Genomic DNA, 24,157 nt, shown 5'->3' on the forward strand with positions numbered 1-24,157 from the left:
CCGGCGGATCGAGCAGCACGGTGTAGTCGCGCACGATGCGGCCGGTGCTGCCGTTGGCTTCGAGCAGCAGGTCGATGAAGGGGTCGTTGAGCGGACGACTGCCGTTGAGGCGCACCACGTACTGGCCGCCGGCGCGGCGCTGCAGCGTCGCGCGCACGTCGCTGAGGGCCGGGTTGTAGGGCACGCCGGCCGCCTTGAAGGCGTCGGCGGTGGCCACGTTGATCTTGAGGCTGTCGGCTTCGGCGGTCGTGATCTCGGTCACGTCGATCTCGGCCCGCAGCGGTTCGCCCAGCGCCGACTGCACCTTCAGCGGACCCAGTGCCAACGCGCTCGCATCGGTGCTGGCCAGACCCATCGCCACGGCCACCGCCGCACTCAGGACGGACAGACGAACGCCGTTCAGGGGAAGGGAGGAGCGAGCGGCCGATGGGCAGGCCGCGGGCAACAGATGTCTTGTCATGCTGATAGGGGGGCGGCTCAGGCCCAGAAATTGTAAGAGGACGTTAGCATCATCACCCCCTACTGACAAGGCAGTGCGCCCGTTCTACCCAGTGCGCGCATACTTACGAACACATCTTCTGTCGCCTTTCGACAACAAGGGGGTAGGCAACGGGCGCGAACTGCCTCCATCAGGCTTCCAGCAGGATGCGCAGCATGCGGCGCAGCGGTTCGGCGGCGCCCCAGAGGAGCTGGTCGCCGATGGTGAAGGCGCCGACGTACTCCGGGCCCATCGCCAGCTTGCGGATGCGGCCGACCGGGATGCCCATGGTGCCGGTCACGGCCACGGGCGTCAGGTCCTGCAGGGTGGCTTCGCGGGTGTTCGGCACCACCTTCACCCAGGCGTTGTCGGCGGCGATCATGGCTTCGATGTCGGCCACCGGCACGTCCTTCTTGAGCTTGAAGGTCAGCGCCTGGCTGTGGCAGCGCATGGCGCCGATGCGCACGCAGAAGCCGTCGACCGGCGTGGCCGCGGTGCCGAAGCCCGCGCCCTGGCCGAGGATCTTGTTGGTCTCGGCGCCGCCCTTCCACTCTTCCTTCGACATGCCGTCGCCCAGGTCCTTGTCGATCCAGGGGATCAGCGAGCCGCCGAGCGGGGCGCCGAAGTTGGCGGTCTCGGCCGCGCTCAGGTTCTGCTGCTTGTGCAGCACCTTGCGGTCGATCTCGAGGATGGCGGACTTGGGGTCGTCGAGCAGCGAGCGGACCTCGGCGTTGAGCGTGCCGAACTGCGTCAGCAGCTCGCGCATGTGCTGCGCGCCGCCGCCCGAGGCGGCCTGGTAGGTCATGCTGGTCATCCACTCGACCAGGCCGGCCTTGTAGAGCGCGCCCACGCCCATCAGCATGCAGCTCACGGTGCAGTTGCCGCCGATCCAGTTCTTGCCGCCATTGGTCAGGGCGTTCTGGATCACGGGCAAGTTGACCGGATCGAGCACGATGATCGCGTCGTCCTTCATGCGCAGCGTGGAGGCGGCGTCGATCCAGTGGCCGTTCCAGCCGGCGGCACGCAGCTTGGGGAACACCTCGGTCGTGTAGTCGCCACCCTGGCAGGTGATGACGATGTCGCACTTCTTCAGGGCCTCGATGTCGTGCGCGTCCTTGAGGGCGGTCTCGTTCTTAGCCATCGCCGGGGCCTTGCCGCCGGCGTTGGAGGTCGAGAAGAAGACCGGCTCGATGAGGCCGAAGTCGTTTTCGGCCTGCATGCGGTCCATCAGGACCGAGCCGACCATGCCGCGCCAGCCCACGAGGCCGACCAGAGGTTGAGATGCGTTCGCCATTTGAGTGTGCCCTTTAAGAAAAAAGAAAGTCGCTGGTTTCTCTTTGCGCCCGACTCGTCAGGAGCCGGGTGGGCGTGACGAAGCGGGCTGCGGTTAGCCGGTAATCGTCTTTTTGGTGATCGAGGCCGAGAGTGCCGCCACCACGGCGTCGCCCATCTCGATGGTGCCGACCTTGCGGGTGCCCTCCGACCAGATGTCCCCCGTGCGCAGGCCGGAGGCCAGCACCTGCTTGACCGCCGACTCGATCCGGTCGGCAGCTTCGGCTTGGTTGAGGGAGAAACGGAGCATCATGGCAGCGGACAGTATTGTAGCCAGGGGATTGGCGACCCCTTTGCCGGCAATGTCGGGCGCGCTGCCGTGGCTGGGCTCGTACAGGCCCTGGTTGCTGGCATTGAGCGAGGCCGAGGGCAGCATGCCGATCGAGCCCGTGAGCATCGCGGCCTCGTCCGAGAGGATGTCGCCGAACATGTTGCCGGTGACCACCACGTCGAACTTCTTGGGCGCCTTCACGAGCTGCATGGCGGCGTTGTCGACGTACATGTGGTCGAGCTCGACGTCCGGATAGTCCTTGCCGACCTCGGTCACGACGTCCTTCCAGAACTGGAAGGTCTCGAGCACGTTGGCCTTGTCGACGCTGGTCACGCGCTTGCTGCGCTTGCGGGCGGCCTCGAAGGCCACGCGCGCGATGCGCTCGATCTCGGGGCGCGAGTAGCGCATCGTGTCGAAGGCTTCCTCGGCGCCCGGGAAGTGGCCGTCGACCGCGGTGCGGCGGCCGCGCGGCTGGCCGAAGTAGATGTCGCCGGTCAGCTCTCGGATGATGAGGATGTCCAGGCCCGCGATCAGTTCGGGCTTGAGGCTCGAGGCGCCCACCAGCTGCTCGTAGCAGATGGCCGGGCGGAAGTTGGCGAACAGGCCGAGGTTCTTGCGCAGGCCCAGGATGGCCTGCTCGGGGCGCAGCGGCCGGTCGAGCTTGTCGTACTTCCAGTCGCCCACCGCGCCGAACAGCACCGCGTCGGCCTCCTTGGCGAGCTTGAGCGTCGAATCGGGCAGCGGGTGGCCATGGGCCTCGTAGGCGGCGCCGCCGACCAGGGCGGTCTCCAGCTCGAACTTCAGGTCGAGCACCTGGAGCACCTTGACGGCTTCCGCCACGATTTCGGTGCCGATGCCGTCACCAGGGAGAACTGCGATTTTCATTGGGTGGTTGTCGAAGGAAGTGAAACGGGAACGCTCAGGCGTTGGCGAGCATCGTGTGCGCGAGCCAGGGCTTCTGCGCCAGCCGCTCGGCCTCGAAGGCCTTGATCTTGTCCTTGTGGCGCAGCGTGAGGCCGATGTCGTCCAGGCCGTTGATCAGGCAGTACTTGCGGAAGGCCTGCACGTCGAAGGCGAACTCCTGGCCGTCGGGCTTCACCACCACCTGGCGCTCGAGGTCGATGGTCAGCGAATAGCCCGGGAAGGCGAAGGTCTCGTCGAACAGCTGGGCCACCTGCGTCTCGGACAGCACGATCGGCAGCAGGCCGTTCTTGAAGCTGTTGTTGAAGAAGATGTCTGCATAGCTCGGCGCGATGATGGCGCGGAAGCCGTACTGGTCGAGCGCCCACGGCGCATGCTCGCGCGACGAGCCGCAGCCGAAGTTCTTGCGCGCCAGCAGCACCGAGGCGCCCGCGTAGCGCGGCTGGTTCAGCACGAAGTCGGGGTTCGGCTTGCGGCTGGCCGGGTCCTGGCCGGGCTCGCCCGGATCGAGGTAGCGCCATTCGTCGAACAGGTTCACGCCGAAGCCGGTGCGCTTGATCGACTTGAGGAACTGCTTCGGAATGATCGCGTCGGTGTCGACGTTCTCGCGGTCCATCGGGGCCACGAGGCCCTTGTGCACGGTGAATTTCTGCATGGGGTGTCTCCTGGTCAGGCGAAGGTGCGCACGTCGACGAAATGGCCGTGCACGGCGGCCGCGGCGGCCATGGCCGGGCTCACGAGGTGGGTGCGGCCGCCCGCGCCCTGGCGGCCTTCGAAGTTGCGGTTGCTGGTCGAGGCGCAGCGCTCGCCGGGCTCGAGGCGGTCGGCGTTCATCGCCAGGCACATCGAGCAGCCGGGCTCGCGCCATTCGAAGCCCGCGGCCTTGAAGATCTGGTCGAGCCCCTCGCGCTCGGCCTGTTCCTTCACCACGCCCGAGCCGGGCACCACGAGCGCCAGCTTCACGTTCTTCGCGACCTTCTGGCCCAGCTTCTTCACCACGGCCGCGGCCTCGCGCATGTCCTCGATGCGGCTGTTGGTGCACGAGCCGATGAACACCTTGTCGATGAAGATGTCGTTCATCTGCTTGTTCGGCTCCAGGCCCATGTAGACCAGCGCGCGCTCGATGGCGCCGCGCTTGCTGCTGTCCTTTTCCTTGTCGGGATCGGGCACGCGGCCGTCGATCGCCACCACCATCTCGGGCGAGGTGCCCCAGGTGACCTGCGGCTTGACCTGGGTCGCGTCGAGCTCGACCACGGTGTCGAACTTCGCGCCGGGGTCGGACTGCAGCGTGCGCCAGTAGGCCGCGGCCTGGTCCCATTCGACGCCGGTGGGCGCCAGCGGGCGGCCCTTGATGTAGGCGACGGTCTTCTCGTCGACCGCCACCAGGCCCGCGCGCGCGCCGGCCTCGATCGCCATGTTGCACACCGTCATGCGGCCTTCCATGCTGAGGTCGCGAATGGCCGAGCCGGCGAACTCGATCGTGTAGCCGGTGCCGCCGGCGGTGCCGATCTTGCCGATGATGGCCAGCACGATGTCCTTGGCCGTGCAGCCCAGGGGCAGCTTGCCCTCGACCTTCACGAGCATGTTCTTCGCCTTCTTGCCCAGCAGCGTCTGCGTGGCCATCACGTGCTCGACCTCGCTGGTGCCGATGCCGTGCGCGAGCGCGCCGAAGGCGCCGTGCGTGGAGGTGTGCGAGTCGCCGCAGACCACCGTCATGCCCGGCAGCGTGGCGCCGGTCTCGGGGCCGATCACGTGCACGATGCCCTGGCGCTTGCTCAGGAACGGGAAGAACGCGGCCGCGCCGAACTCGGCGATGTTGTGGTCGAGCGTGGTGACCTGTTCCTTGCTGGTCGGGTCGGCGATGCCTTCGTAGCCGCGCTCCCAGCCGGTGGTCGGCGTGTTGTGGTCGGCCGTGGCCACCACCGAGCTGATGCGCCACAGCTTGCGGCCGGCTTCGCGCAGCCCTTCGAAGGCCTGCGGGCTGGTGACTTCGTGCACCAGGTGGCGGTCGATGTAGAGGATCGCGGTGCCGTCTTCCTCGGTGTGGACGACGTGTTCGTCCCAGATCTTGTCGTAGAGCGTGCGTGCCATGTCGGTCTCTTCTCTTTCGTGGGGAAATGGATTGTCTTGTGTTTCAGGCCACGAGCCGGTCGGCGCCGGGTTCGGCCTCGGTGGAGGAAGCCGCGTGCAGGTGGTTCACCAGCGTGCGGGCCGCCACCGGCAGCGTGGAGAAATCGCGCGCCACCAGCCGGATCTCGCGCGCGGCCCAGGCGTCGGACAGGGCCACGCTGACCAGACCGCGGCCGATGCCGTCCTGCATCAGCTCGAAGGCGCGCTGCGGCATCACGCCGATGCCCAGGCCGTTCTGGATCATCCGGCACATCGCATCGAGGCCGGTGACGTGGATGCGCAGCTTGACGCTGCGGCCCGCGAGCAGCGCGGCCTCGTGCATCGCCACGTAGATCGAGCTGTTGGTGTGCAGGCCGACGTGGTCGTAGTCCAGCGCGGCGATGAACTCGATCGCGCCCTGATCGGCCAGCGCGTGGCCCGCGGGCACGATCAGCGCGAGGCGGTCGTGCCGGTAGGGCAGGCTCTGCAGCTCGCCCGCGCCGCCGGCCACGTGGCACACGCCGAGGTCGGCCGCGCCTTCCTGCACCGCGCGGATCACCTCGGTGCTCAGGTGCTCCTCGAGGTCGATCTTGATCGCCTCGTGGGCGCGCGTGAACACGCCCAGGTCTTCCGGCAGGAACTGCACGATGGCCGAGATGTTGGCGTGCACCCGCACATGGCCGCGCACGCCGTCGGCGTACTCGCTGAGCTCGCCCTGCATCTTCTCGAGGCTGTAGAGCACCGAGCGGGCGTGGTGCAGCAGGCTCTCGCCGGCCGGCGTCAGGTCGACGCCGCGCGCATGGCGGTAGAGCAGGGTGGTGCCGAGCGTGGCCTCGAGGTCCGACAGCCGCTTGCTGATGGCCGAGGCGGCGATGAATTCGCGCTCCGCGGCGCGGCCGATGCTGCCCAGCTCGCACACGGCCACGAACAGCTGCAGCGACGTGAGGTCGATGCGGCGGGCAAAGTTGCGTTCGGACGTGCTCATGGGGGCTTGGGCATCGCATCTGGCGATGAGTCGGCTATTTTCTTCCTGTTTTCATGCGGTTGCCATCGTGATATGAGATGGCCTTGCTGCCCGGGCGCGAGGAGGGCCATGCCGAACGGGCAATAAAAAAGCTGCCCGGAGGCAGCTTTTGCAGGGAGCGGTCGGAAGAATCGATCAGCGGGCCGAGATCGGCTTCACGTCGCGCTTGGGCGAGCCTTCGAACAGCTGGCGCGGGCGGCCGATCTTGTACTCGGGGTCGCCGATCATTTCGTTGAGCTGGGCGATCCAGCCGACGGTGCGGGCCAGCGCGAAGATCGCGGTGAACAGCGGGACCGGGATGCCGATGGCGCGCTGCACGATGCCCGAGTAGAAGTCGACGTTCGGGTACAGCTTGCGCGACACGAAGTACTCGTCTTCGAGCGCGATCTTTTCCAGTTCCTTGGCGAGCTTGAACAGCGGGTCGTTTTCCAGGCCCAGCTCGGTCAGCACTTCGTTGCAGGTTTCCTGCATCAGCTTGGCGCGCGGGTCGTAGTTCTTGTACACGCGGTGGCCGAAGCCCATCAGCTTGACGTTCGAGTTCTTGTCCTTGACCTTCTTGATGAACTCGCCGATCTTCTCCACGCCACCTTCCTTCTGGATGTCGTAGAGCATGTTGAGCGCCGCTTCGTTGGCGCCGCCGTGGGCCGGGCCCCAGAGGCAGGCCACGCCGGCCGCGATGGCCGCGAAGGGGTTGGTGCCCGACGAGCCGCACAGGCGCACGGTCGAGGTCGAGGCGTTCTGCTCGTGGTCGGCGTGCAGGATGAAGATGCGGTCGAGCGCGCGCTCGAGCACCGGGTTCACCTTGTACTCCTCGCAGGGCGTGGCGAACATCATGTGCAGGAAGTTGCCCGCATAGCTGAGTTCGTTCTTCGGGTACATGTACGGCTGGCCGATCGTGTACTTGTAGGCCATGGCCACGAGCGTGGGCATCTTCGCGATCAGGCGGATCGCGGCGATCTCGCGGTGCTCGGGATTGTTGATGTCCGTGCTGTCGTGATAGAAGGCCGACAGCGCGCCCACCAGGCCGGTCATGATGGCCATCGGATGCGCGTCGCGGCGGAAGCCGCGCAGGAAGAACTGCATCTGCTCGTTGACCATCGTGTGGTTGGTCACGAGCTTGGTGAAGTTGGCCTTCTTGGCCGTATCCGGCAGTTCACCGTACAGCAGCAGGTGGCAGGTCTCGAGGAAGTCGCAGTTGGTGGCGAGCTGCTCGATGGGATAGCCGCGATACAGCAGTTCGCCCTTGTCGCCATCGATGTAGGTGATGGCCGATTGGCAGGCCGCGGTGGACATGAAACCCGGGTCGTAGGTGAACATGCCGGTCTGCGCGTACAGCTTGCGGATGTCGATCACGTCGGGACCGACGGTGCCCTTGTAGATCGGCAGTTCGACCTTGTCGGCGCCGTTGCTGAACGATAGCGTGGCCTTGGTATCGGAGGCTTTCATTTCGGGTTTCTTTCAGAGGATTGTTCGAGAGGGCGAGGAGGGAGAGGTCGTGGAGGCTGCGGGCCGCTGCGCGCCGTCGGCGCGCATCAGCTGCAGAAGCTCGACCACCTCGGCCCCGGCCCATGCGGGCTCGGGCTCCTTTCTACGAAGGAGAAGATCGAGCAAATCGTTGTCCGAGAGGTCCATCAGAACTTCCATCGCGCCGGCCTGGCCGACGGTGATGCGAGATTCGTGCCGCTCGAAGAAGCGGGCGATGAACAGATCGTTTTCGAGCAGGCCGCGCCGGCAGCGCCACTTGAGCTTGCTGAGCGCTCGTTCTCCGAGCGGCTCGGCCGCCGCGCTTCCCGCAGGAGGCGCCGAGGGCGATGGGGTGCCGGGCAAAGCAGCCATGTCGGGTCAGATGGCGCGACGCACCATCAGTTCCTTGATCTTGCCGATGGCCATGGTCGGGTTCAGGCTCTTCGGGCACACGTCGACGCAGTTCATGATCGTGTGGCAGCGGAACAGGCGGTACGGGTCCTCGAGGTTGTCGAGGCGCTCGGCGGTGGCTTCGTCGCGGCTGTCGGCGATGAAGCGGTAGGCCTGCAGCAGGCCGGCCGGGCCCACGAACTTGTCGGGGTTCCACCAGAAGCTCGGGCAGCTCGTCGAGCAGCTCGCGCACAGGATGCACTCGTACAGGCCGTTGAGCTCCTCGCGCTCCTCGGGCGACTGCAGGCGTTCCTTCTCGGGCGGCACGGTGTCGTTCTGCAGGTACGGCTTGATCGAGTTGTACTGCTTGAAGAACTGGGTCATGTCGACGATCAGGTCGCGGATCACCGGCAGGCCGGGCAGCGGCTTGAGCACCACGGTGCCCTTGAGCGTGTTCATGTTGGTCAGGCAGGCCAGACCGTTCTTGCCGTTGATGTTCATCGCATCGGAACCGCAGACGCCTTCGCGGCACGAGCGGCGGAACGACAGCGTGGGATCCTGCGCCTTGAGCTTCATCAGGGCGTCGAGCAGCATGCGCTCATGGCCGTCGAGTTCGATCTCGACGGTCTGCATGTAGGGCTTCGCGTCCTTGTCCGGGTCGTAGCGGTAGATCTGGAATGTGCGCTTCATCGTTGTGACCTTGTGAATGCTTTTACGTGGCTGATCATTAGCTGGCGCTTAGAAGGTGCGAACCTTCGGCGGCACCGAGGCGACCGTGAGCGGCTGCAGCTTGACGGGCTTGTAGGAGAGGCGGTTGTCGGCGCTGTACCAAAGCGTGTGCTTCATCCAGTTGGCATCGTCGCGGCCCAGCGGCGCGACCGGATCGTCGGCCGGGCGCTCGTAGTCCTCGACGGTGTGGGCGCCACGGCATTCCTTGCGGGCCGCTGCCGAGACCATGGTGGCCTGCGCCACTTCGATCAGGTTGTCGACTTCCAGCGCCTCGATGCGCGCGGTGTTGAACACCTTGGACTTGTCCTTCAGGCCGATGGCCTTCACGCGCTCGCGCACTTCGGCGATCTTGACCACGCCTTCGTCCATCGAGGCTTGCTTGCGGAACACCGCGGCGTGCTGCTGCATGGTGACGCGGATCTGGTTGGCCACGTCCTGCGCGTACTCGCCGCCGGTGGAGTTCTGCAGTTCGTTGAGGCGCTCGAGCGTGCGGTCGGCGGCGTTGGCCGGCAGCGGCTTGTGTTCCTTCAGCTTGTCGTTGAACTCGACGATGTGGTTGCCGGCCGCGCGGCCGAACACCAGCAGGTCGAGCAGCGAGTTGGTGCCCAGGCGGTTCGCGCCGTGCACGCTCACGCACGAGCATTCGCCCACGGCGTAGAGGCCGTTGACGACGGCGCTGTTGTCCTCGCCCTTCTGGATCACGACCTGGCCGTTGATGTTGGTCGGGATGCCGCCCATCTGGTAGTGGATGGTGGGCACCACGGGGATCGGTTCCTTGGTGATGTCGACGTTGGCGAAGTTGATGCCGATCTCGTACACCGAAGGCAGGCGCTTGTGGATGGTCTCGGCACCGAGGTGGTCGAGCTTCAGCAGCACGTAGTCCTTGTTGGGACCGCAGCCGCGGCCTTCCTTGATTTCCTGGTCCATCGAGCGCGAGACGAAGTCGCGCGGTGCCAGGTCCTTCAGCGTGGGCGCGTAGCGCTCCATGAAGCGTTCGCCGTTGCTGTTGAGCAGGATCGCGCCTTCGCCGCGGCAGCCTTCGGTCAGCAGCACGCCCGCGCCGGCCACGCCGGTCGGGTGGAACTGCCAGAACTCCATGTCCTGCAGCGGAATGCCCGAGCGCGCCGCCATGCCGAGGCCGTCGCCGGTGTTGATGAAGGCATTGGTCGAGGCCTGGAAGATGCGGCCCGCGCCGCCGGTGGCCAGCAGCACCGTCTTGGCCTGCAGGATGTGCAGGTCGCCGGTTTCCATCTCGAGCGCGGTCACGCCGACCACGTCGCCTTCGTCGTCGCGGATCAGGTCGAGCGCCATCCATTCGACGAAGAACTGGGTGCGCGCTTCCACGTTCTTCTGGTAGAGCGTGTGCAGCATCGCGTGGCCGGTACGGTCGGCCGCGGCGCAGGCGCGCTGCACGGGCTTCTCGCCGTAGTTGGCCGTGTGGCCGCCGAACGGGCGCTGGTAGATCGTGCCGTCGGGGTTGCGGTCGAAGGGCATGCCGAAGTGCTCGAGCTCGTACACGACCTTCGGTGCTTCGCGGCACATGAACTCGATCGCGTCCTGGTCGCCGAGCCAGTCGGAGCCCTTGATCGTGTCGTAGAAGTGGTAGTGCCAGTTGTCCTCGCTCATGTTGCCGAGCGAGGCGCCCACGCCGCCTTGCGCGGCGACCGTGTGCGAACGGGTGGGGAACACCTTGGAGAGCACGGCCACGTTGAGGCCCGCACGCGCCAGTTGCAGCGAGGCGCGCATGCCGGAACCGCCGGCACCGACGATCACGACGTCGAACTTGCGCTTGGTGATTTGTTCTTTTGTGTAGGTCATGGTGGGGATGGGGTCGTCAGATTTTCCAAAGCACTTGAATGGCCCAACCCGCACAACCGACCAGCCAGACGATGGTGAAGATCTGGAGCACGAGGCGGATCGCGACAGGCTGGACATAGTCCATCCAGATGTCGCGCATGCCGACCCACACGTGATAGAGCAGGGACACGATGACGCAGAAGGTCAGGACCTTCATCCACTGCGCGGCGAAGATGCCGGCCCACAGGTCGTAGCCGATCGGGCCGCGCGTGAAGATCAGCTGCGCCAGCAGGATGATCGTGAAGAGCGCCATCAGGGCGCCGGTGACGCGCTGGCTGAGCCAGTCGCGCATGCCGTAGTGCGCGCCGACGACGATGCGCTTGGAGCCGTAGTTCACAGACATTTGAGGCTCCTTCTCAGTACAGGCCGAACAGCTTGGCGCCGAGCACGATGGTCAGCAGGACGCTCACGGCCAGCGTGAAGATGGCCGAGCTCTTGCCGAACTCCTTGGTCACGGCCTTGTGGCTCACGTCCATCCAGAGGTGGCGCACGCCGGCGATGAAGTGGTGCAGGTAGGCCCAGATCAGCGCGAGCACGACGAGCTTGAAAAACCAGCCCGGAACGAAACCAAGGCCGCTGTTGAAGGCGGCCTTGAACTTGGCGAACGAATAGTCGGACGAGAGCGAGGTGTCGAACATCCAGATGATGAACGGCAGCAGCAGGAACATCAGCGCGCCGCTGACGCGGTGCAGGATCGACACGATGCCGGCAGGCGGCAGGCGGTAGGTCGTGAGATCGGTGAAGGCGTTGATGTTGCGGAATTCGCGACGCCGTGGTGTGGAGGAGGATGCAAGCTCTGTCATGGAGGGGCTTTCGTGGCTTGTTGATTGACTTGTTCTGAGAGCGAACGCTTTTGTTTTCTCTTCGGGAAATGCAAACAACGCAAAATTCTATTGCAATGCACCATCGCGCATCGGTCGCGCTCGCGTCGACGCACCGCGGCAGTCGGATGCTCTTGACTTCATAGCGTCTTGCGCGCGCCGTGCGGCGGCTTGAAGCGTATTCGTTACGTGGTCCATCGTGAGGCGCATTCAGCCGAGCTGGTTGCGATAGTGGTGCGTGTCGGTGCGATAGAGGCCGCGGCGCAGTTCCATCGGCATGTCGTGGTAGGTGTGGGCCACGCGTTCGACGCTCAGCAGCGGCATCTGCGGCGTGACGTCGAGCAGCTGGGCCTGCTCGGGGTCGGGCAGCACCGCGCGGATCTTCTCCTCGGCGCGCACCATGCGCACGCCGAACTCGGTTTCGAACAGCGCATACATCGGGCCCGGCCAGGCGCGCAGCCGCTCGGCCGTGAGGCCCTTGAACGGCGTGCCCGGCAGCCACAGGTCCTCGAGGATGGTCGGCACGCCGCCATAGGCGAGCACGCGCCGCACCTGCAGCACGGCGTCGCCGGTGCGCAGGCCCAGCGCGCGCGCCACGTCGGCCGAGGCACGCAGGCGCTTGCAGTCGACGATGGTGCGTTCGGCCGGACCTTCGGCACTCGGCAGGCCGCCATCGGGCACCAGCTTCAGGAAGCGGTACTGCACATGCTGCTCGGCATGCGTCGCGACGAAGGTGCCCTTGCCCTGGCGCCGCACCACGAGGTTCTCGGCCGCGAGCTCGTCGATCGCCTTGCGCACCGTGCCCTGGCTGACGCGAAAACGCACGGCCAGGTCCATCTCGCTGGGGATCGGCTCGCCCGGCTTCCACTCGCCCGCCTGCAGGCTCTGCAGGATCAGGGTCTTGATCTGCTGGTAGAGCGGGCTGAACGAGGGCGTCGTGGGCTCGTCGAGGGTGGTGGTGGGGCTGTTCATGGCAGGGCGTGGGTAAGCGCCGTGGCGGAACCCGGAGGATATCTTATATAAGACATAAGACGGGCCTCATCGAATCGGCTTAAAATGCCGGCCGTTCCCGCGCCGCGGCCGTCCGGCCCTTTTCGGACCTCCCGACCGCCCCGCGAGACTTCCGCCGCCGCGTTTCGCGCGTGCGCCGACACCGTCACATCACTTCTGGAGTCTTCCCATGAGCAAAAAGCCCGTCCGCGTTGCCGTCACCGGTGCCGCCGGTCAAATCGGTTATGCCCTGTTGTTCCGTATCGCGTCCGGCGAAATGCTCGGCAAGGACCAGCCGGTCATCCTGCAATTGCTCGAAATCCCCGACGAGAAGGCCCAGAAGGCGCTCAAGGGCGTGATGATGGAACTCGACGACTGCGCGTTCCCGCTGCTGGCCGGCATGGAAGCCCACGGCGACCCGATGACCGCCTTCAAGGACGCCGACTACGCACTGCTGGTCGGTTCGCGTCCCCGCGGCCCGGGCATGGAACGTGCCGAGCTGCTGGCCGTCAACGGCGCCATCTTCACGGCGCAAGGCAAGGCCCTGAACGCCGTTGCCAGCCGCAACGTCAAGGTGCTGGTGGTCGGTAACCCCGCCAACACCAATGCCTACATCGCCATGAAGAGCGCACCGGACCTGCCGCGCAAGAACTTCACCGCCATGCTGCGCCTGGACCACAACCGCGCTGCCAGCCAGATCGCCGCCAAGACCGGCAAGGCTGTGGCCGACATCGAAAAGCTCACCGTCTGGGGCAACCACTCGCCCACGATGTACGCCGACTACCGCTTCGCCACCATCAACGGCGAAAGCGTCGCCAAGATGATCAACGACCAGGAATGGAACGCCAACACCTTCTTGCCGACCGTCGGCAAGCGCGGCGCCGCCATCATCGAAGCACGCGGCCTGTCGTCGGCTGCCTCGGCCGCCAACGCCGCCATCGACCACATGCGCGATTGGGCCCTGGGCACCAATGGCAAGTGGGTCACCATGGGCATCCCGTCGGACGGCCAGTACGGCATTCCGAAGGACACGATGTTCGGCTTCCCGGTCACCTGCGAAAACGGTGAGTACAAGCTGGTCGAAGGCCTCGAGATCGACGCATTCAGCCAGGAACGCATCAACAAGACCCTGGAAGAGCTGCAAGGCGAACAAGCCGGCGTTGCTCACCTGATCTAAGCAAGGCCTGCCGGCATGCTCGACTGGAACCCCGCGCTCTATCGTCGCTACGAGGACGAGCGCACCCGCCCCGCACAGGAACTCCTGGCGCGGGTGCCTCTGGCGGAGGCGGTCCGCGTGGTCGACCTCGGCTGCGGTCCGGGCAACTCCACCGAGCTGCTGGTCCACCGGTTCCCGAAGGCCGAGGCCCTCGGCACCGACAACTCCGAAGCCATGCTGGTCAGCGCGCGCGAGCGCCTGCCCGGCGCGCGCTTCGAGCTGAGCGACATCGCGACCTGGGCGCCTTCTACGGAAGCCGCGCCCGACCTCATCTATGCGAACGCGTCGCTGCAATGGGTGCCCGATCACGAAACGCTGATCCCGCGCCTGTTCGACGCGCTCGCCCCCGGCGGCGTGCTGGCCATCCAGATGCCCGACAACCGCCAGGAACCCACGCACCGCCTGATGCGCGCGCTCGCGGCTGAAGCGCCCTGGGCCGAGCCCATCGGCGATGCCGACCGGCTGCGCACCAAGCTGCTGCCGCTGGGCGGCTACTACGACCTGCTGGCGCCGCGCGCGGCCAACGTCGATGTCTGGCACACGATCTACCAGCACCGCATGGCCGATGCCGCCTCCATCGTCGAATGGGTGCGCGGCACGGGCCTGAAGCCCTTCGTCGATCGGCTGCCGCCCGACTTGCAGGCCAGCTACCTGGCCGAATACGAGCGCCGCGTGAACGAGGCCTACCCGGCGCGCACCGACGGCAAGCGGCTGCTGGCCTTCCCGCGCATGTTCATCGTGGCGCAGAAGAAGGCGTGACGACCGTGAGCGAACGCGCCCCCGCCCATCCCGCTGCCGTGCTGCTCGGCGCGCAGGCCGGCGCCGTCAGCCTGCCGGTGTGCGATCACTACAGCGGCGTCGAAGCGCGCATGAAGAAGAGCCTCGCGCTCCAGGCCGAGATGGCCGAGGAGTTCGGCGCCTGCGTGTTCGACGTCACCCTCGACTGCGAGGACGGCGCCCCGGTGGGCGGCGAGGCCGAGCATGCGGCGCTGGTCACCGAGCTGGCGCTGGCCGCCAGGCCCGGCATGCGCGTCGGCGTGCGCGTGCACCCGGTCGACCACCCGGCCTTCGCGGGCGACGTGGTCACCATCGCGGGCCGTGCCGGCCAGCGGCTCAGTCACCTGATGGTGCCGAAGGTCGAATCGGTGGCCGACGTCGAGCAGGCCGTGGCCGCGCTCGACGCCGCCGATGCCGAAACGCTGCCGCTGCACGTGCTGATCGAATCGCCTTTTGCCGTGCACAACGCCTTCGACATCGCGGCCCATCCGCGCGTGCAGTCGCTGAGCTTCGGCCTGATGGACTTCGTCTCGGCCCACGCCGGCGCCATCCCCGCCGAGGGCATGGGCGCCGCAGGCCAGTTCACGCATCCGCTGGTGGTGCGCGCCAAGCTGGCGATCGCCTCGGCCGCGCATGCGCACGGCAAGGTGCCCTCGCACTGCGTGGTGACCGAGTTCAACGACATGGACGCCATGCGCACCGCAGCCCGCAAGGCGGCCCGCGAATTCGGCTACACGCGCATGTGGAGCATCCATCCGAACCAGATCCGGCCGATCCTCGAGGCCTTCGCGCCCGACGAGGCGCAGATTCAAATTGCCACAAATATCCTGCTCAAGGCAGCGGCCGCGGATTGGGCGCCGACACAAATTGATGGCACATTGCACGACCGCGCGAGCTACCGCCATTTCTGGCAGGTGCTGACGCGTGCCCACGCAACAGGGCGCGCGTTGCCGCCAGAGGCCAAGGCCTGGCTGACGCCCGCGGTCTCCTGAAACCTCCGAACCAGCCTCAAGGAAACCCTCACATGAAGAAAATCGCCCTGATCGCCGCAGTGGCCCTGGCTCTGCCGTTCGGTGCCCTGGCGCAGAGCAGCACGCCCGCCAAGCCGGCCGCTGCCAAGCCCGCCGCCAAGTCCACCGAAGCCAAGAAGGCCCCGCCCAAGCGCCAGGTCACCCGCAAGGCCGCCAAGGCCGTCGAGGAGGTCACGCCGATCAGCGACGACACCAACGTCGTGCTCACCGACTCCGACCTCGAGGTCGCCAAGCGCGTGTCGACCGGCAAGGCCCAGTGCGAACTCGGCGCCGACGTGACCGTGACCGAGGACGAGAAGAAGCCCGGCTTCTTCACCGTGACCACCAAGGGCCTGCGCTACCGCATGCACCCGGTCGAAAGCCGCACCGGCGCCATCCGCCTCGAAGACCCGCGCGCCGGCGCCATGTGGCTGCAGCTGGGCAACAAGTCGATGCTGATGAACCAGAAGGCTGGCCTGCGCATCGCCGACGAATGCCAGACGCCGGCCCAGGTGGCCTTTGCCGAAGAAATGAAGAAGAACCCGCCGAAGAGCCTTTTCGAAGGCGCTGACGGCGACAAGAAGTAAGTCGACCCCACGAGGGGCGGCGCGGCTCTTGCTTGCCGACCGGCGAATGCCGGACGGCGGGTCGAACACCGCGCCGCATGCCCTCCAGCCCCAAGTTTCCGGAGAAAAGAAGATGTTGCAAGCCTACGTTGACCATGTCGCCGAACGCGCCGCGCTCGGTATCCCGCCGCTGCCCCTGAGCGCGAAGCAGACCTCTGAAGCGATCGAGCTCCTCAAGAGCGCGAACGACAAGGACGGTGCCTTCCTGCTCGACCTGCTGACCCACCGCGTGCCCGCGGGCGTGGACGACGCCGCCAAGGTCAAGGCCAGCTATCTCGCGGCCGTGGCGCATGGCACCGAGAAGAGCGCGTTCATCACGCGCGCCCGTGCCACCGAACTGCTCGGCACGATGCTCGGCGGCTACAACATCAGCCCCATGATCGACCTGCTGGACGACGCCGAAGTCGGCGCCGTGGCGGCCGAGGGCCTCAAGAAGACGCTGCTGATGTTCGACCAGTTCCACGACGTCAAGGAAAAGGCCGACAAGGGCAATGCCAACGCCAAGGGCGTGCTGCAGAGCTGGGCCGATGCCGAGTGGTTCACCAGCCGTCCCGAAGTGCCGCAGAGCATCACCGTCAGCATCTTCAAGGTGGCCGGCGAAATCAACACCGACGACCTGTCGCCCGCACCCGACGCGACCACGCGTCCCGACATCCCGATGCACGCCCTGGCGATGCACAAGAATGCGCGCCCCGGCATCGTTCCCGAGGAAGACGGCAAGCGCGGCCCGGTGAAGTTCATCGAGGACCTGCGCGCGCGCGGCCACCTCGTGGCCTATGCCGGCGACGTGGTCGGCACGGGTTCGTCGCGCAAGAGCGCCACCAACTCGGTGCTGTGGTTCACCGGCGAAGACATCCCGTTCGTGCCCAACAAGCGCTTCGGCGGCGTCTGCCTCGGCGGCAAGATCGCGCCGATCTTCTACAACACGATGGAAGACTCGGGCGCGCTGCCGATCGAGCTCGACGTGACGCAGATGAACATGGGCGACGTGGTCGAGCTGCGTCCCTACGAAGGCAAGGCCCTGAAGGACGGCCAGGTCATCGCCGAATTCACCGTGAAGAGCGACGTGCTGTTCGACGAAGTGCGCGCCGGCGGCCGCATTCCGCTGATCATCGGCCGCGGCCTCACGGCCAAGGCGCGCGAAGCGCTGGGCCTGCCGGTCTCCACGCTGTTCCGCCTGCCGCAAAGCCCGGTCGACACCAAGAAGGGCTTCTCGCTGGCACAGAAGATGGTCGGCCGCGCCTGCGGCCTGCCCGAAGGCCAGGGCGTGCGCCCGGGCACCTACTGCGAACCCAAGATGACCTCGGTCGGCTCGCAGGACACCACCGGCCCGATGACGCGCGACGAGCTCAAGGACCTGGCCTGCCTGGGCTTCTCGGCCGACCTCGTGATGCAGTCGTTCTGCCACACGGCGGCCTACCCGAAGAAGGTCGACGTCAAGATGCACCATGAACTCCCCGAGTTCATGGCCAACCGCGGTGGCGTTTCGCTGCGCCCGGGCGACGGCGTGATCCACAGCTGGCTCAACCGCCTGCTGACGCCCGACACCGTGGGCACCGGCGGCGACAGCCACACCCGCTTCCCGATCGGCATCAGCTTCCCCGCGGGCTCCGGCCTCGTGGCCTTCGCGGCCGCCACCGGCGTGATGCCGCTGGACATGCCCGAGTCGGTGCTGGTGCGCTTCAAGGGCAAGATGCAGCCCGGCGTCACGCTGCGCGACCTGGTCAACGCGATCCCGCTGTACGCCATCAAGAGCGGCCTGCTGACGGTCGAGAAGAAGGGCAAGAAGAACATCTTCTCGGGCCGCATCCTCGAGATCGAGGGCCTGCCCGACCTCAAGGTCGAACAAGCCTTCGAACTGAGCGACGCCTCGGCCGAACGCTCGGCCGCCGGCTGCACGGTGCACCTGAACAAGGAACCGATCATCGAATACATCAACAGCAACATCACGCTGATGAAGTGGATGATCGCCGAGGGCTATGCCGACGCGCGCACGCTGCAGCGCCGCATCGCCGCGCAGGAAGCCTGGCTCAAGGACCCGCAACTGCTCAAGGGTGACGACGACGCCGACTACGCGGCCGTGATCGAGATCGACCTGGCCGAGATCCACGAGCCCATCGTGGCCTGCCCGAACGACCCCGACGACGTGAAGACGCTGAGCGACGTGGCGGGTGCCGTGATCGACGAAGTGTTCATCGGCTCGTGCATGACCAACATCGGCCACTTCCGCGCCGCGTCGAAGCTGCTCGAAGGCAAGCGCGACATCCCGGTCAAGCTGTGGATCGCGCCGCCGACCAAGATGGACGCGCAGCAGCTGACCGAGGAAGGCCACTACGGCGTGTTCGGCAATGCAGGTGCCCGCACAGAGATGCCGGGCTGCTCGCTGTGCATGGGCAACCAGGCGCAAGTGCGCGAAGGCGCCACGGTCATGTCGACCAGCACGCGCAACTTCCCGAACCGCCTGGGCAAGAACACCAACGTGTACCTGGGCTCGGCCGAACTGGCCGCCATCTGCTCGCGCCTCGGCCGCATCCCGACCCGGGAAGAGTACATGGCCAGCACCGGCGTGCTCGATGCGTCCAGCGCGCAGATCTACCAGTACCTGAACTTCGACAAGATCGAGGACTACAAGAACGTGGCCGATTCGGTCACGGCCTGAGCCTGAAGACAGGCCGGACGGTCCCGGGCCGGCCCGGCCCGAATCGACAAAGCCCCGCATCCGCGGGGCTTTTTTCATGGCGCTGGCGCCGGCGTTCAGAGCGTCGGCGGGTGGTTCGGACGCAGGTACTGCGTGCCCGTCAGTTCCATGGACACCCCCGCGGGGCCGCCCACCGCATGCGGCAGCGAGGTCAGCAGCGAGGTCGCGAAGTCGCCGCGGTAGAGCTTGGCGCCCTGGTGCGTGAGGTTGGAGTTGGCATCGATGTGGATCGATTCGCCCAGGCCCGACCAGAGGCGGCAGAAGCCGTAGTCCTCCGAGAGATAGCGGCGCGTCACGGGGTCGACCATCACGTCGAAGAAACGGTAGTGCAGGCCGCGGTCGGCCTCGCCGATGCTGTCGGGCACGTAGTTGAGCTCGGGGTAGCTCGCCATCAGCCGCTCGAACACGCCGCGCTTGATCGCCATGAAGCCCGTGGGCGCCTCGGTCATCTTCATGAAGCCGTCGGGCTGCACCTCGAGCTCGACCTTGCCGCTGGCTTCCGAGGCGCTCGCATTGACCGTGTAGCGCGTGAAGGTGGCATCGAACTGCGCGCGCGTGGTGCCGGCCGCGACGCCTTCCTCGGGCCAGTCCTCGCGCTTGAGCGGGTAGACGCCGGCCGCGATGTCGTAGTCCGAGAGCAGCAGCCGGAACGCCGCCTGCGGCGAGAAGCCGATGTCGGCGTCGATCCAGAACAGGTGGGTCCATTCGGGGTTGGCGAGGAACTGGGCCACGCAGTTGTTGCGCGCCCGGGTCACGAGGCTTTCGCCCTGGTGGAACAGCACCTGCATCCGCATGCCGGCGCGTTCGGCCTCGATGGCGAAGTTCATCATCGACATCACGTAGTTCTGGAAGAACTTGCCGTCGTGGCTCGGCGTGACGACCACGGGGAAGAAGCGTTGAAGGGCGGAAGGTTCGAGCATGGCGGCTCCGGTTATCGGGCGGGGCGCTGCATCAGGCCGAGCAGCAGCGTGTTGTACACCTCGGTGGCGGCAGCGTTGCCGGGCAGGTAGCGGTCGATCAGGCCGCGCTGGCGCTCGCGGTAGGCGAGCGACTGCGCATCGTGCGCGTCGATCGCCTCGAGCACGCGCGCGCTGCCCGCGGCCACGTCGTTGGCTTCGTAGTAGTAGCCGAGGTCCGCGCAGAGGTGGGCGTTGTGCACCAGCGGATAGCCCTGCCAGCAGGTCTCGAGGTAGAAGTAGTTGAGCGGGTTCTCCCACTGGTGCGAGATCACGATGTCGGTGTTCTGGGCCAGGAAGGTCGGCGTGTCGTGCCGACCCAGGAACACGGCCTTGTGCTCGCGCACCAGGTCGAGCTGGTTCATCAGGGTGATGAATTCCATGTTCTCGCGCGCCATCTTCTCGGCGTTGGCCACCTGCAGCAGCGCGATCGCCTCGCGCCGCGCGCGGTAGGCCAGTTCGGCGACCAGGATCGGGTAGAGGCAGAACTTCACCACGTTGATGTTCGGCTCCATCACGCTGAGGCGCCGCGGGCCGACGCGCGGCTGGTAGACGCCGCCCTCGGGCAGCCCGCGCGTGCGCTCCTCGAGGAACACCGGGCTCCAGACGAAGGGCACGGCGCGCGCCTCGATCCGGCGCAGCACCTCGAAGTAGGGCTGGCTGATGTGCGCCACCTGCGGAACCATCCAGATGTCGTCGTAGCGCTGGTTGACGAACAGGTTCCGGCCCCACAGCGGCTTGTTGAACAGCATCGACTCCATCGCATGCACGTACTCGAAGCCGCAGCAGTACGACACCAGCCGGGCGCCGCGCTGCTTGAGGTAGTCGGTCTGCAGGTGGTCGATCTGGCCGCCCAGCTCGATCAGCACGTCGACCTTGTCCTTGGCGCCCTCGAAGTTCGTCGTGGGCCAGCGCGCCTGGTCCCAGGGCAGGGCCGGCGTGATCGGCGTGGCCGTGGTGTTGACCAGCACCACCGACGCCACGCCGGGGCAGTGCTTGAGCGCCTCGGCCAGGAACACGGCGTTCTGCTTGATGCCGTTGTTCCAGAGTGTTTCGGCTTCGTGGTGAAGACCGATGGTGATGCCGATGCGGAGGGAGTCGTTTGAATTCACTTTTGTTGCCCAATTGTTAATTGGCGTCATCTGCGCTTTATGGCGAGAAATAAATCACGGATGAATAAATGGATCTGTGAACAAGTTCCAGATTGGAGCGCATCGAGTGTGCTTTTTTACTCACCTGCCAAAGTTGGCGTTCCCAAGCCTCAATGTGAATTAATTCCACGTGATCGAAGAAAAAGTCCTTATGAAACAAGGGCTTGCATCGAATCTTCTGCCCCGTTTCGAACGGTGAGGGGATTCTATGTTTTCGCGGCGCTTTCACCTTCAGGAGACAATTGTTAATCAATGTGAATGCTAATTTGTGTCCTTTTTTGTGAACTAAATCATCGAAGCTTTTTGAGTGATTTGGTCTTTTACGTTCTGAATGTAAACAAGTATGTACATTCCACCGCTCTTGTGAACAGCGCGGTGATTGGGATCTCGACGACGAGCGCCAAGCACGACCCTTCACATTTTTCCTGGGACCTACCGCGCGGGTCCTGAGATTCCACACGCAGTTGGCAGTCAATGAACAAGTCATATAGAAGTATCTGGAATGAGTCGCTCGGTGCATGGGTGGCCGCTTCGGAAATCACTTCCGCCCGAGGCAAGCGCAGCAGTTCGGCTGCGGTGATCGCGGGTGCCGCGCTGAGCGTCGCGCTGGCGTCCTTCGGCTTGATGGAGAGCGCGAACGCCTACATCGTCGGACCGCCCAACGGCGCCTGCAACACGGGCGCGAACACCGGTCCCGATGGCAAGGCCTATCCGGCGACGGTCGATCCGGTCGACGGTTCCGGCGTGTACTCGACCGTGGTCGGCGGGTGCTCGGCCAATGGCGGCGGCTTCCTGGGCGTCACGATGTTCGGGTCGTTCACGACGGCGCGCGGCAAGGGCTCCAGCATGTTCGGCATGGGATCGACCGCCGGGCAGTACGCTTCGGCCTTCGGCCTCCAGGCCAATGCCTTCGGCATCGCCAGCATCGCGATGGGCCAGAACGCCCTCGCCGCGAGCAACAACAACATCGCCATCGGCGCGGGCGCGAACGCGGCGGCGATCAGCGCGGGCACGGCCATCGCGATCGGTGCCAACTCCGTCGCCTCGTCCAACACCACGGTCGGCGATTCGCTGGCCATCGGCACCGGCGCCAAGGCCACGGCACAGGACGCGGTGGCGATCGGCGGCCAGGCCAACGCGAGCGGCACCAATGCCCTGGCCATCGGTGGCAACGACGGTGGCGCGAGCGGCACCAATGCGTCGGCGATCGGCGTGGGCGCCAACGCAACCGCCAACTACGCGACGGCGGTGGGCGCCGGCGCGACCGCGAGTGGCACCGGCGCAACGGCCATCGGTGCCAGCGGCACCGCGGCGGCCCGTGCCCTGGGCGCCAACTCGGTCGCGATCGGCGGCCAGTCGGTCGTCGGCAGCGCGGCCGATTCGGGTATCGCCATCGGCCTCAACGCCAATGCACAGTCGAACAGCACCATCGCCCTGGGAAGCGGTGCGAACGTCGGAGCCGGCGCGGATTCGAGCATCGCCATCGGCGCGAATGCGAGCGCGACCAGCAAGACGAACAACCTCGCGATCGGTGCCGGCGCCAAGGCGAACGGCGGCGGCGCGACGGCCATCGGCGCCGGCGCCAATGCCGCCTTCGGCAACGACATGGCCTTCGGCACGAATGCGACGGCCCGCGGCGACGCGAGTTCCCTGGCGCCTTCCACGGCCTTCGGCAACAACGCCAATGCCTGGGGCGGCAGTTCCACGGCCTTCGGCGTGTTCGCGCAGGCCTGGGGCAAGACCTCGGTGGCATTCGGCTATTCCTCGAACGCCGGCGCGGAGAATGCCCTGGCGGTCGGCACGCTGGCGAACGCCTTCGGCAATCGCAGCACCGCCATCGGTGCCGGGGCCACGGCCACGGGCGATTTCTCCTCGGCCCTGGGCCGCACGGCGAGCGCTACCGCCGCCGGCGCCCTGGCACTCGGAACGAATTCCGTGGGCGGCGCATCCGCCGCCGCGGCCGATTCGATCGCCATCGGCGGCCAGTCCAGCGTCGTGGCCGCGGCAACCTCCGGCATCGCGCTCGGCCGCGGTGCGATCGTCAACGGCGCCTTCGGCATTGCCCAGGGCGACGGCGTCGTCAGTGGCGCCACGGGGCAGAACGTCGCCATCGGTTCGTCGGGCACGACCGCGAACTCCAGCACCGCCGCGGGTGGCGCGGTGGCCATCGGCCGCGGCCAGAAGGCCACGGGCGACGGCGCGGTCGCCATCGGCGATCCCAACGTATCGAACGGCACCGGTGCCGTGACGATGGGTGCCAACAACACCGCCGCCGGCAGCCTGGACGGCACGACCGCGGCGAGCGGCGCGGTGGCCATCGGCAATTCCAACAATGCGATCGGGCAGGGCTCGGTCGCGCTGGGCAACAAGTCCAACGCCACCGCGGCCGGCACGCTCGCCTTCGGCGACGCGGCCAGCGCATCGGCCGCCAATGCCATCGGTTTCGGCACCGGCGCGAACGCCGCGGCCGCGGCCGCCGTCGCCATCGGACAAAGCACCCTGGCCTCGGGCAACGCCAGCGTCGCGCTGGGCTCCGGCGCACGCTCGATCGCGGATGGCGCCATCGCCATCGGCAAGAACGCCACCATCGGCTCGAACACCGATGTCAACACCATCGCGATCGGGACCAACGCGAACAGCTGGGGCGGGAGCATCGCGCTGGGCACCGGCGCATCCGCCGACCAGATCGGCGTGGCACCCCAGAACGCCTCGATCGCGATCGGCGGCAATGCCACGACCGACGACCGGACCACCCGCAGCATCGCGATCGGCAATGGTGCCGTCGTCAAGTCGGCCGACCTGTCGGTCACCGATGCCGCGATCGCCTTCGGCGCCAACGCCGTGTCGTTGGGCTCGAACGCGGTGTCGATGGGCACCGGCGCCAACGCCGCCTATGCCAACAGCGTCGCGCTGGGCGCGGGCAGCGTGACGGGCGCCAAGGGACCGACCGGCAACGGCTTCCTCACCGGTACCAACGCACCCGCCTCCGAAGTCTCGGTGGGCTCGTCGTCCGCCCTGCGGCGAATCACCAACGTGGCCGATGGCGCGGCGTTGCAGGACGCCGTGACGGTGGCGCAGCTGAGCACGGGCATGAGCACGACCGCGAGCAGCATCAGCAGCCTCTCGACGTCGACCTCGACCGGCCTGAGCACCGCGACCAGCAGCATCGGCAGCCTGTCGTCGGGACTCAGCACGACGAACAGCCGGGTGTCGAGCCTGTCGACGTCGACCTCGACGGGGTTGAGCACGGCGACCAGTTCCATCAGCAGCCTGTCGACTTCGACGTCGACTGGCCTGAGCACGGCCACGAGCAGCATCGGTAGTCTGTCGTCGGGGC

General features: G+C 66.5%; 20 protein-coding genes and 2 pseudogenes. 7 read left to right on the plus strand and 15 right to left on the minus strand.

The window, feature by feature from the left end:
* The 13 genes from AC27VN_RS07150 to AC27VN_RS07210 form a co-directional block, all read right to left on the minus strand.
* Positions 1-355: type IV pilus assembly protein FimV (locus tag AC27VN_RS07150; protein ID WP_490876106.1), on the minus strand; the 355-nt coding region annotated here is incomplete at its 3' end.
* A 274-nt stretch (positions 356-629) separates the two neighbouring features.
* Complete coding sequence (gene asd, locus AC27VN_RS07155) at positions 630-1,772, minus strand: aspartate-semialdehyde dehydrogenase (protein WP_057595813.1); 1,143 nt, start codon at positions 1,770-1,772, stop codon at positions 630-632.
* Between the two features lie 93 nt (positions 1,773-1,865).
* Positions 1,866-2,966 carry a 3-isopropylmalate dehydrogenase gene (gene leuB, locus AC27VN_RS07160; RefSeq protein WP_431511947.1) on the minus strand — a complete coding sequence of 367 codons (1,101 nt, stop codon included), beginning with the start codon at positions 2,964-2,966 and terminating at the stop codon, positions 1,866-1,868.
* 34 nt (positions 2,967-3,000) lie between these two features.
* Positions 3,001-3,657, minus strand: a complete 657-nt coding sequence (gene leuD / locus AC27VN_RS07165) for a 3-isopropylmalate dehydratase small subunit (protein WP_093348732.1) — start codon at positions 3,655-3,657, stop codon at positions 3,001-3,003.
* A gap of 14 nt (positions 3,658-3,671) precedes the next feature.
* The gene (leuC, locus tag AC27VN_RS07170; protein WP_093348735.1) at positions 3,672-5,093 is read right to left on the minus strand and encodes a 3-isopropylmalate dehydratase large subunit; all 1,422 of its coding nucleotides are present in this window, start codon (positions 5,091-5,093) and stop codon (positions 3,672-3,674) included.
* A gap of 43 nt (positions 5,094-5,136) precedes the next feature.
* Entirely contained in the window at positions 5,137-6,096 is a 960-nt protein-coding gene (locus AC27VN_RS07175; RefSeq protein ID WP_490876102.1) for a LysR substrate-binding domain-containing protein, read from the minus strand.
* 174 nt (positions 6,097-6,270) lie between these two features.
* Entirely contained in the window at positions 6,271-7,581 is a 1,311-nt protein-coding gene (gene gltA / locus AC27VN_RS07180; RefSeq protein ID WP_093348745.1) for a citrate synthase, read from the minus strand.
* A 12-nt stretch (positions 7,582-7,593) separates the two neighbouring features.
* Positions 7,594-7,971, minus strand: a complete 378-nt coding sequence (locus AC27VN_RS07185) for an FAD assembly factor SdhE (RefSeq protein ID WP_093348748.1) — start codon at positions 7,969-7,971, stop codon at positions 7,594-7,596.
* Between the two features lie 6 nt (positions 7,972-7,977).
* Positions 7,978-8,679 (minus strand): succinate dehydrogenase iron-sulfur subunit, encoded by a 702-nt coding sequence (locus AC27VN_RS07190; protein ID WP_093348750.1) that lies wholly within the window; start codon positions 8,677-8,679, stop codon positions 7,978-7,980.
* A gap of 48 nt (positions 8,680-8,727) precedes the next feature.
* Positions 8,728-10,536 carry a succinate dehydrogenase flavoprotein subunit gene (gene sdhA, locus AC27VN_RS07195; protein ID WP_093348754.1) on the minus strand — a complete coding sequence of 603 codons (1,809 nt, stop codon included), beginning with the start codon at positions 10,534-10,536 and terminating at the stop codon, positions 8,728-8,730.
* Positions 10,537-10,552: 16 nt separating this feature from the next.
* On the minus strand, positions 10,553-10,918 hold the full coding sequence (sdhD, locus tag AC27VN_RS07200; protein WP_296780168.1) for a succinate dehydrogenase, hydrophobic membrane anchor protein: 366 nt from the start codon (positions 10,916-10,918) through the stop codon (positions 10,553-10,555).
* A 13-nt stretch (positions 10,919-10,931) separates the two neighbouring features.
* Positions 10,932-11,378, minus strand: a complete 447-nt coding sequence (gene sdhC / locus AC27VN_RS07205) for a succinate dehydrogenase, cytochrome b556 subunit (protein ID WP_208513665.1) — start codon at positions 11,376-11,378, stop codon at positions 10,932-10,934.
* 228 nt (positions 11,379-11,606) lie between these two features.
* Complete coding sequence (locus AC27VN_RS07210; RefSeq protein ID WP_093348760.1) at positions 11,607-12,368, minus strand: GntR family transcriptional regulator; 762 nt, start codon at positions 12,366-12,368, stop codon at positions 11,607-11,609.
* A 208-nt stretch (positions 12,369-12,576) separates the two neighbouring features.
* Here AC27VN_RS07210 and AC27VN_RS07215 point away from each other — a divergent pair, with 208 nt between their 5' ends.
* From AC27VN_RS07215 to AC27VN_RS07235, 5 genes are all read left to right on the plus strand, one after another.
* The gene (locus tag AC27VN_RS07215) at positions 12,577-13,563 is read left to right on the plus strand and encodes a malate dehydrogenase (RefSeq protein ID WP_296780172.1); all 987 of its coding nucleotides are present in this window, start codon (positions 12,577-12,579) and stop codon (positions 13,561-13,563) included.
* Between the two features lie 15 nt (positions 13,564-13,578).
* On the plus strand, positions 13,579-14,361 hold the full coding sequence (tam, locus tag AC27VN_RS07220) for a trans-aconitate 2-methyltransferase (protein ID WP_490876103.1): 783 nt from the start codon (positions 13,579-13,581) through the stop codon (positions 14,359-14,361).
* Entirely contained in the window at positions 14,358-15,371 is a 1,014-nt protein-coding gene (locus AC27VN_RS07225; RefSeq protein ID WP_208513667.1) for an HpcH/HpaI aldolase/citrate lyase family protein, read from the plus strand. Before tam ends, AC27VN_RS07225 begins: the two co-directional genes overlap by 4 nt.
* Positions 15,372-15,403: 32 nt before the next feature.
* The gene (locus tag AC27VN_RS07230) at positions 15,404-15,976 is read left to right on the plus strand and encodes a hypothetical protein (protein ID WP_093348767.1); all 573 of its coding nucleotides are present in this window, start codon (positions 15,404-15,406) and stop codon (positions 15,974-15,976) included.
* A gap of 112 nt (positions 15,977-16,088) precedes the next feature.
* Entirely contained in the window at positions 16,089-18,674 is a 2,586-nt protein-coding gene (locus AC27VN_RS07235) for a bifunctional aconitate hydratase 2/2-methylisocitrate dehydratase (protein ID WP_093348770.1), read from the plus strand.
* A gap of 95 nt (positions 18,675-18,769) precedes the next feature.
* Here AC27VN_RS07235 and AC27VN_RS07240 read toward each other — a convergent pair whose 3' ends face one another.
* Together AC27VN_RS07240 and AC27VN_RS07245 are read right to left on the minus strand one after the other, a co-directional pair.
* Positions 18,770-19,633 (minus strand): hypothetical protein, encoded by an 864-nt coding sequence (locus AC27VN_RS07240; protein ID WP_490876104.1) that lies wholly within the window; start codon positions 19,631-19,633, stop codon positions 18,770-18,772.
* A gap of 11 nt (positions 19,634-19,644) precedes the next feature.
* The gene (locus tag AC27VN_RS07245) at positions 19,645-20,781 is read right to left on the minus strand and encodes a DUF2827 domain-containing protein (RefSeq protein ID WP_490876105.1); all 1,137 of its coding nucleotides are present in this window, start codon (positions 20,779-20,781) and stop codon (positions 19,645-19,647) included.
* 513 nt (positions 20,782-21,294) lie between these two features.
* Here AC27VN_RS07245 and AC27VN_RS07250 point away from each other — a divergent pair.
* Both AC27VN_RS07250 and AC27VN_RS07255 read left to right on the plus strand, forming a co-directional pair.
* Positions 21,295-21,378, plus strand: a pseudogene (locus AC27VN_RS07250) (ESPR domain-containing protein); the annotation flags it as partial.
* An 18-nt stretch (positions 21,379-21,396) separates the two neighbouring features.
* Positions 21,397-24,157, plus strand: a pseudogene (locus AC27VN_RS07255) (hypothetical protein); the annotation flags it as partial.

Source organism: Variovorax sp. 20P10.2.4 (assembly GCF_058244205.1).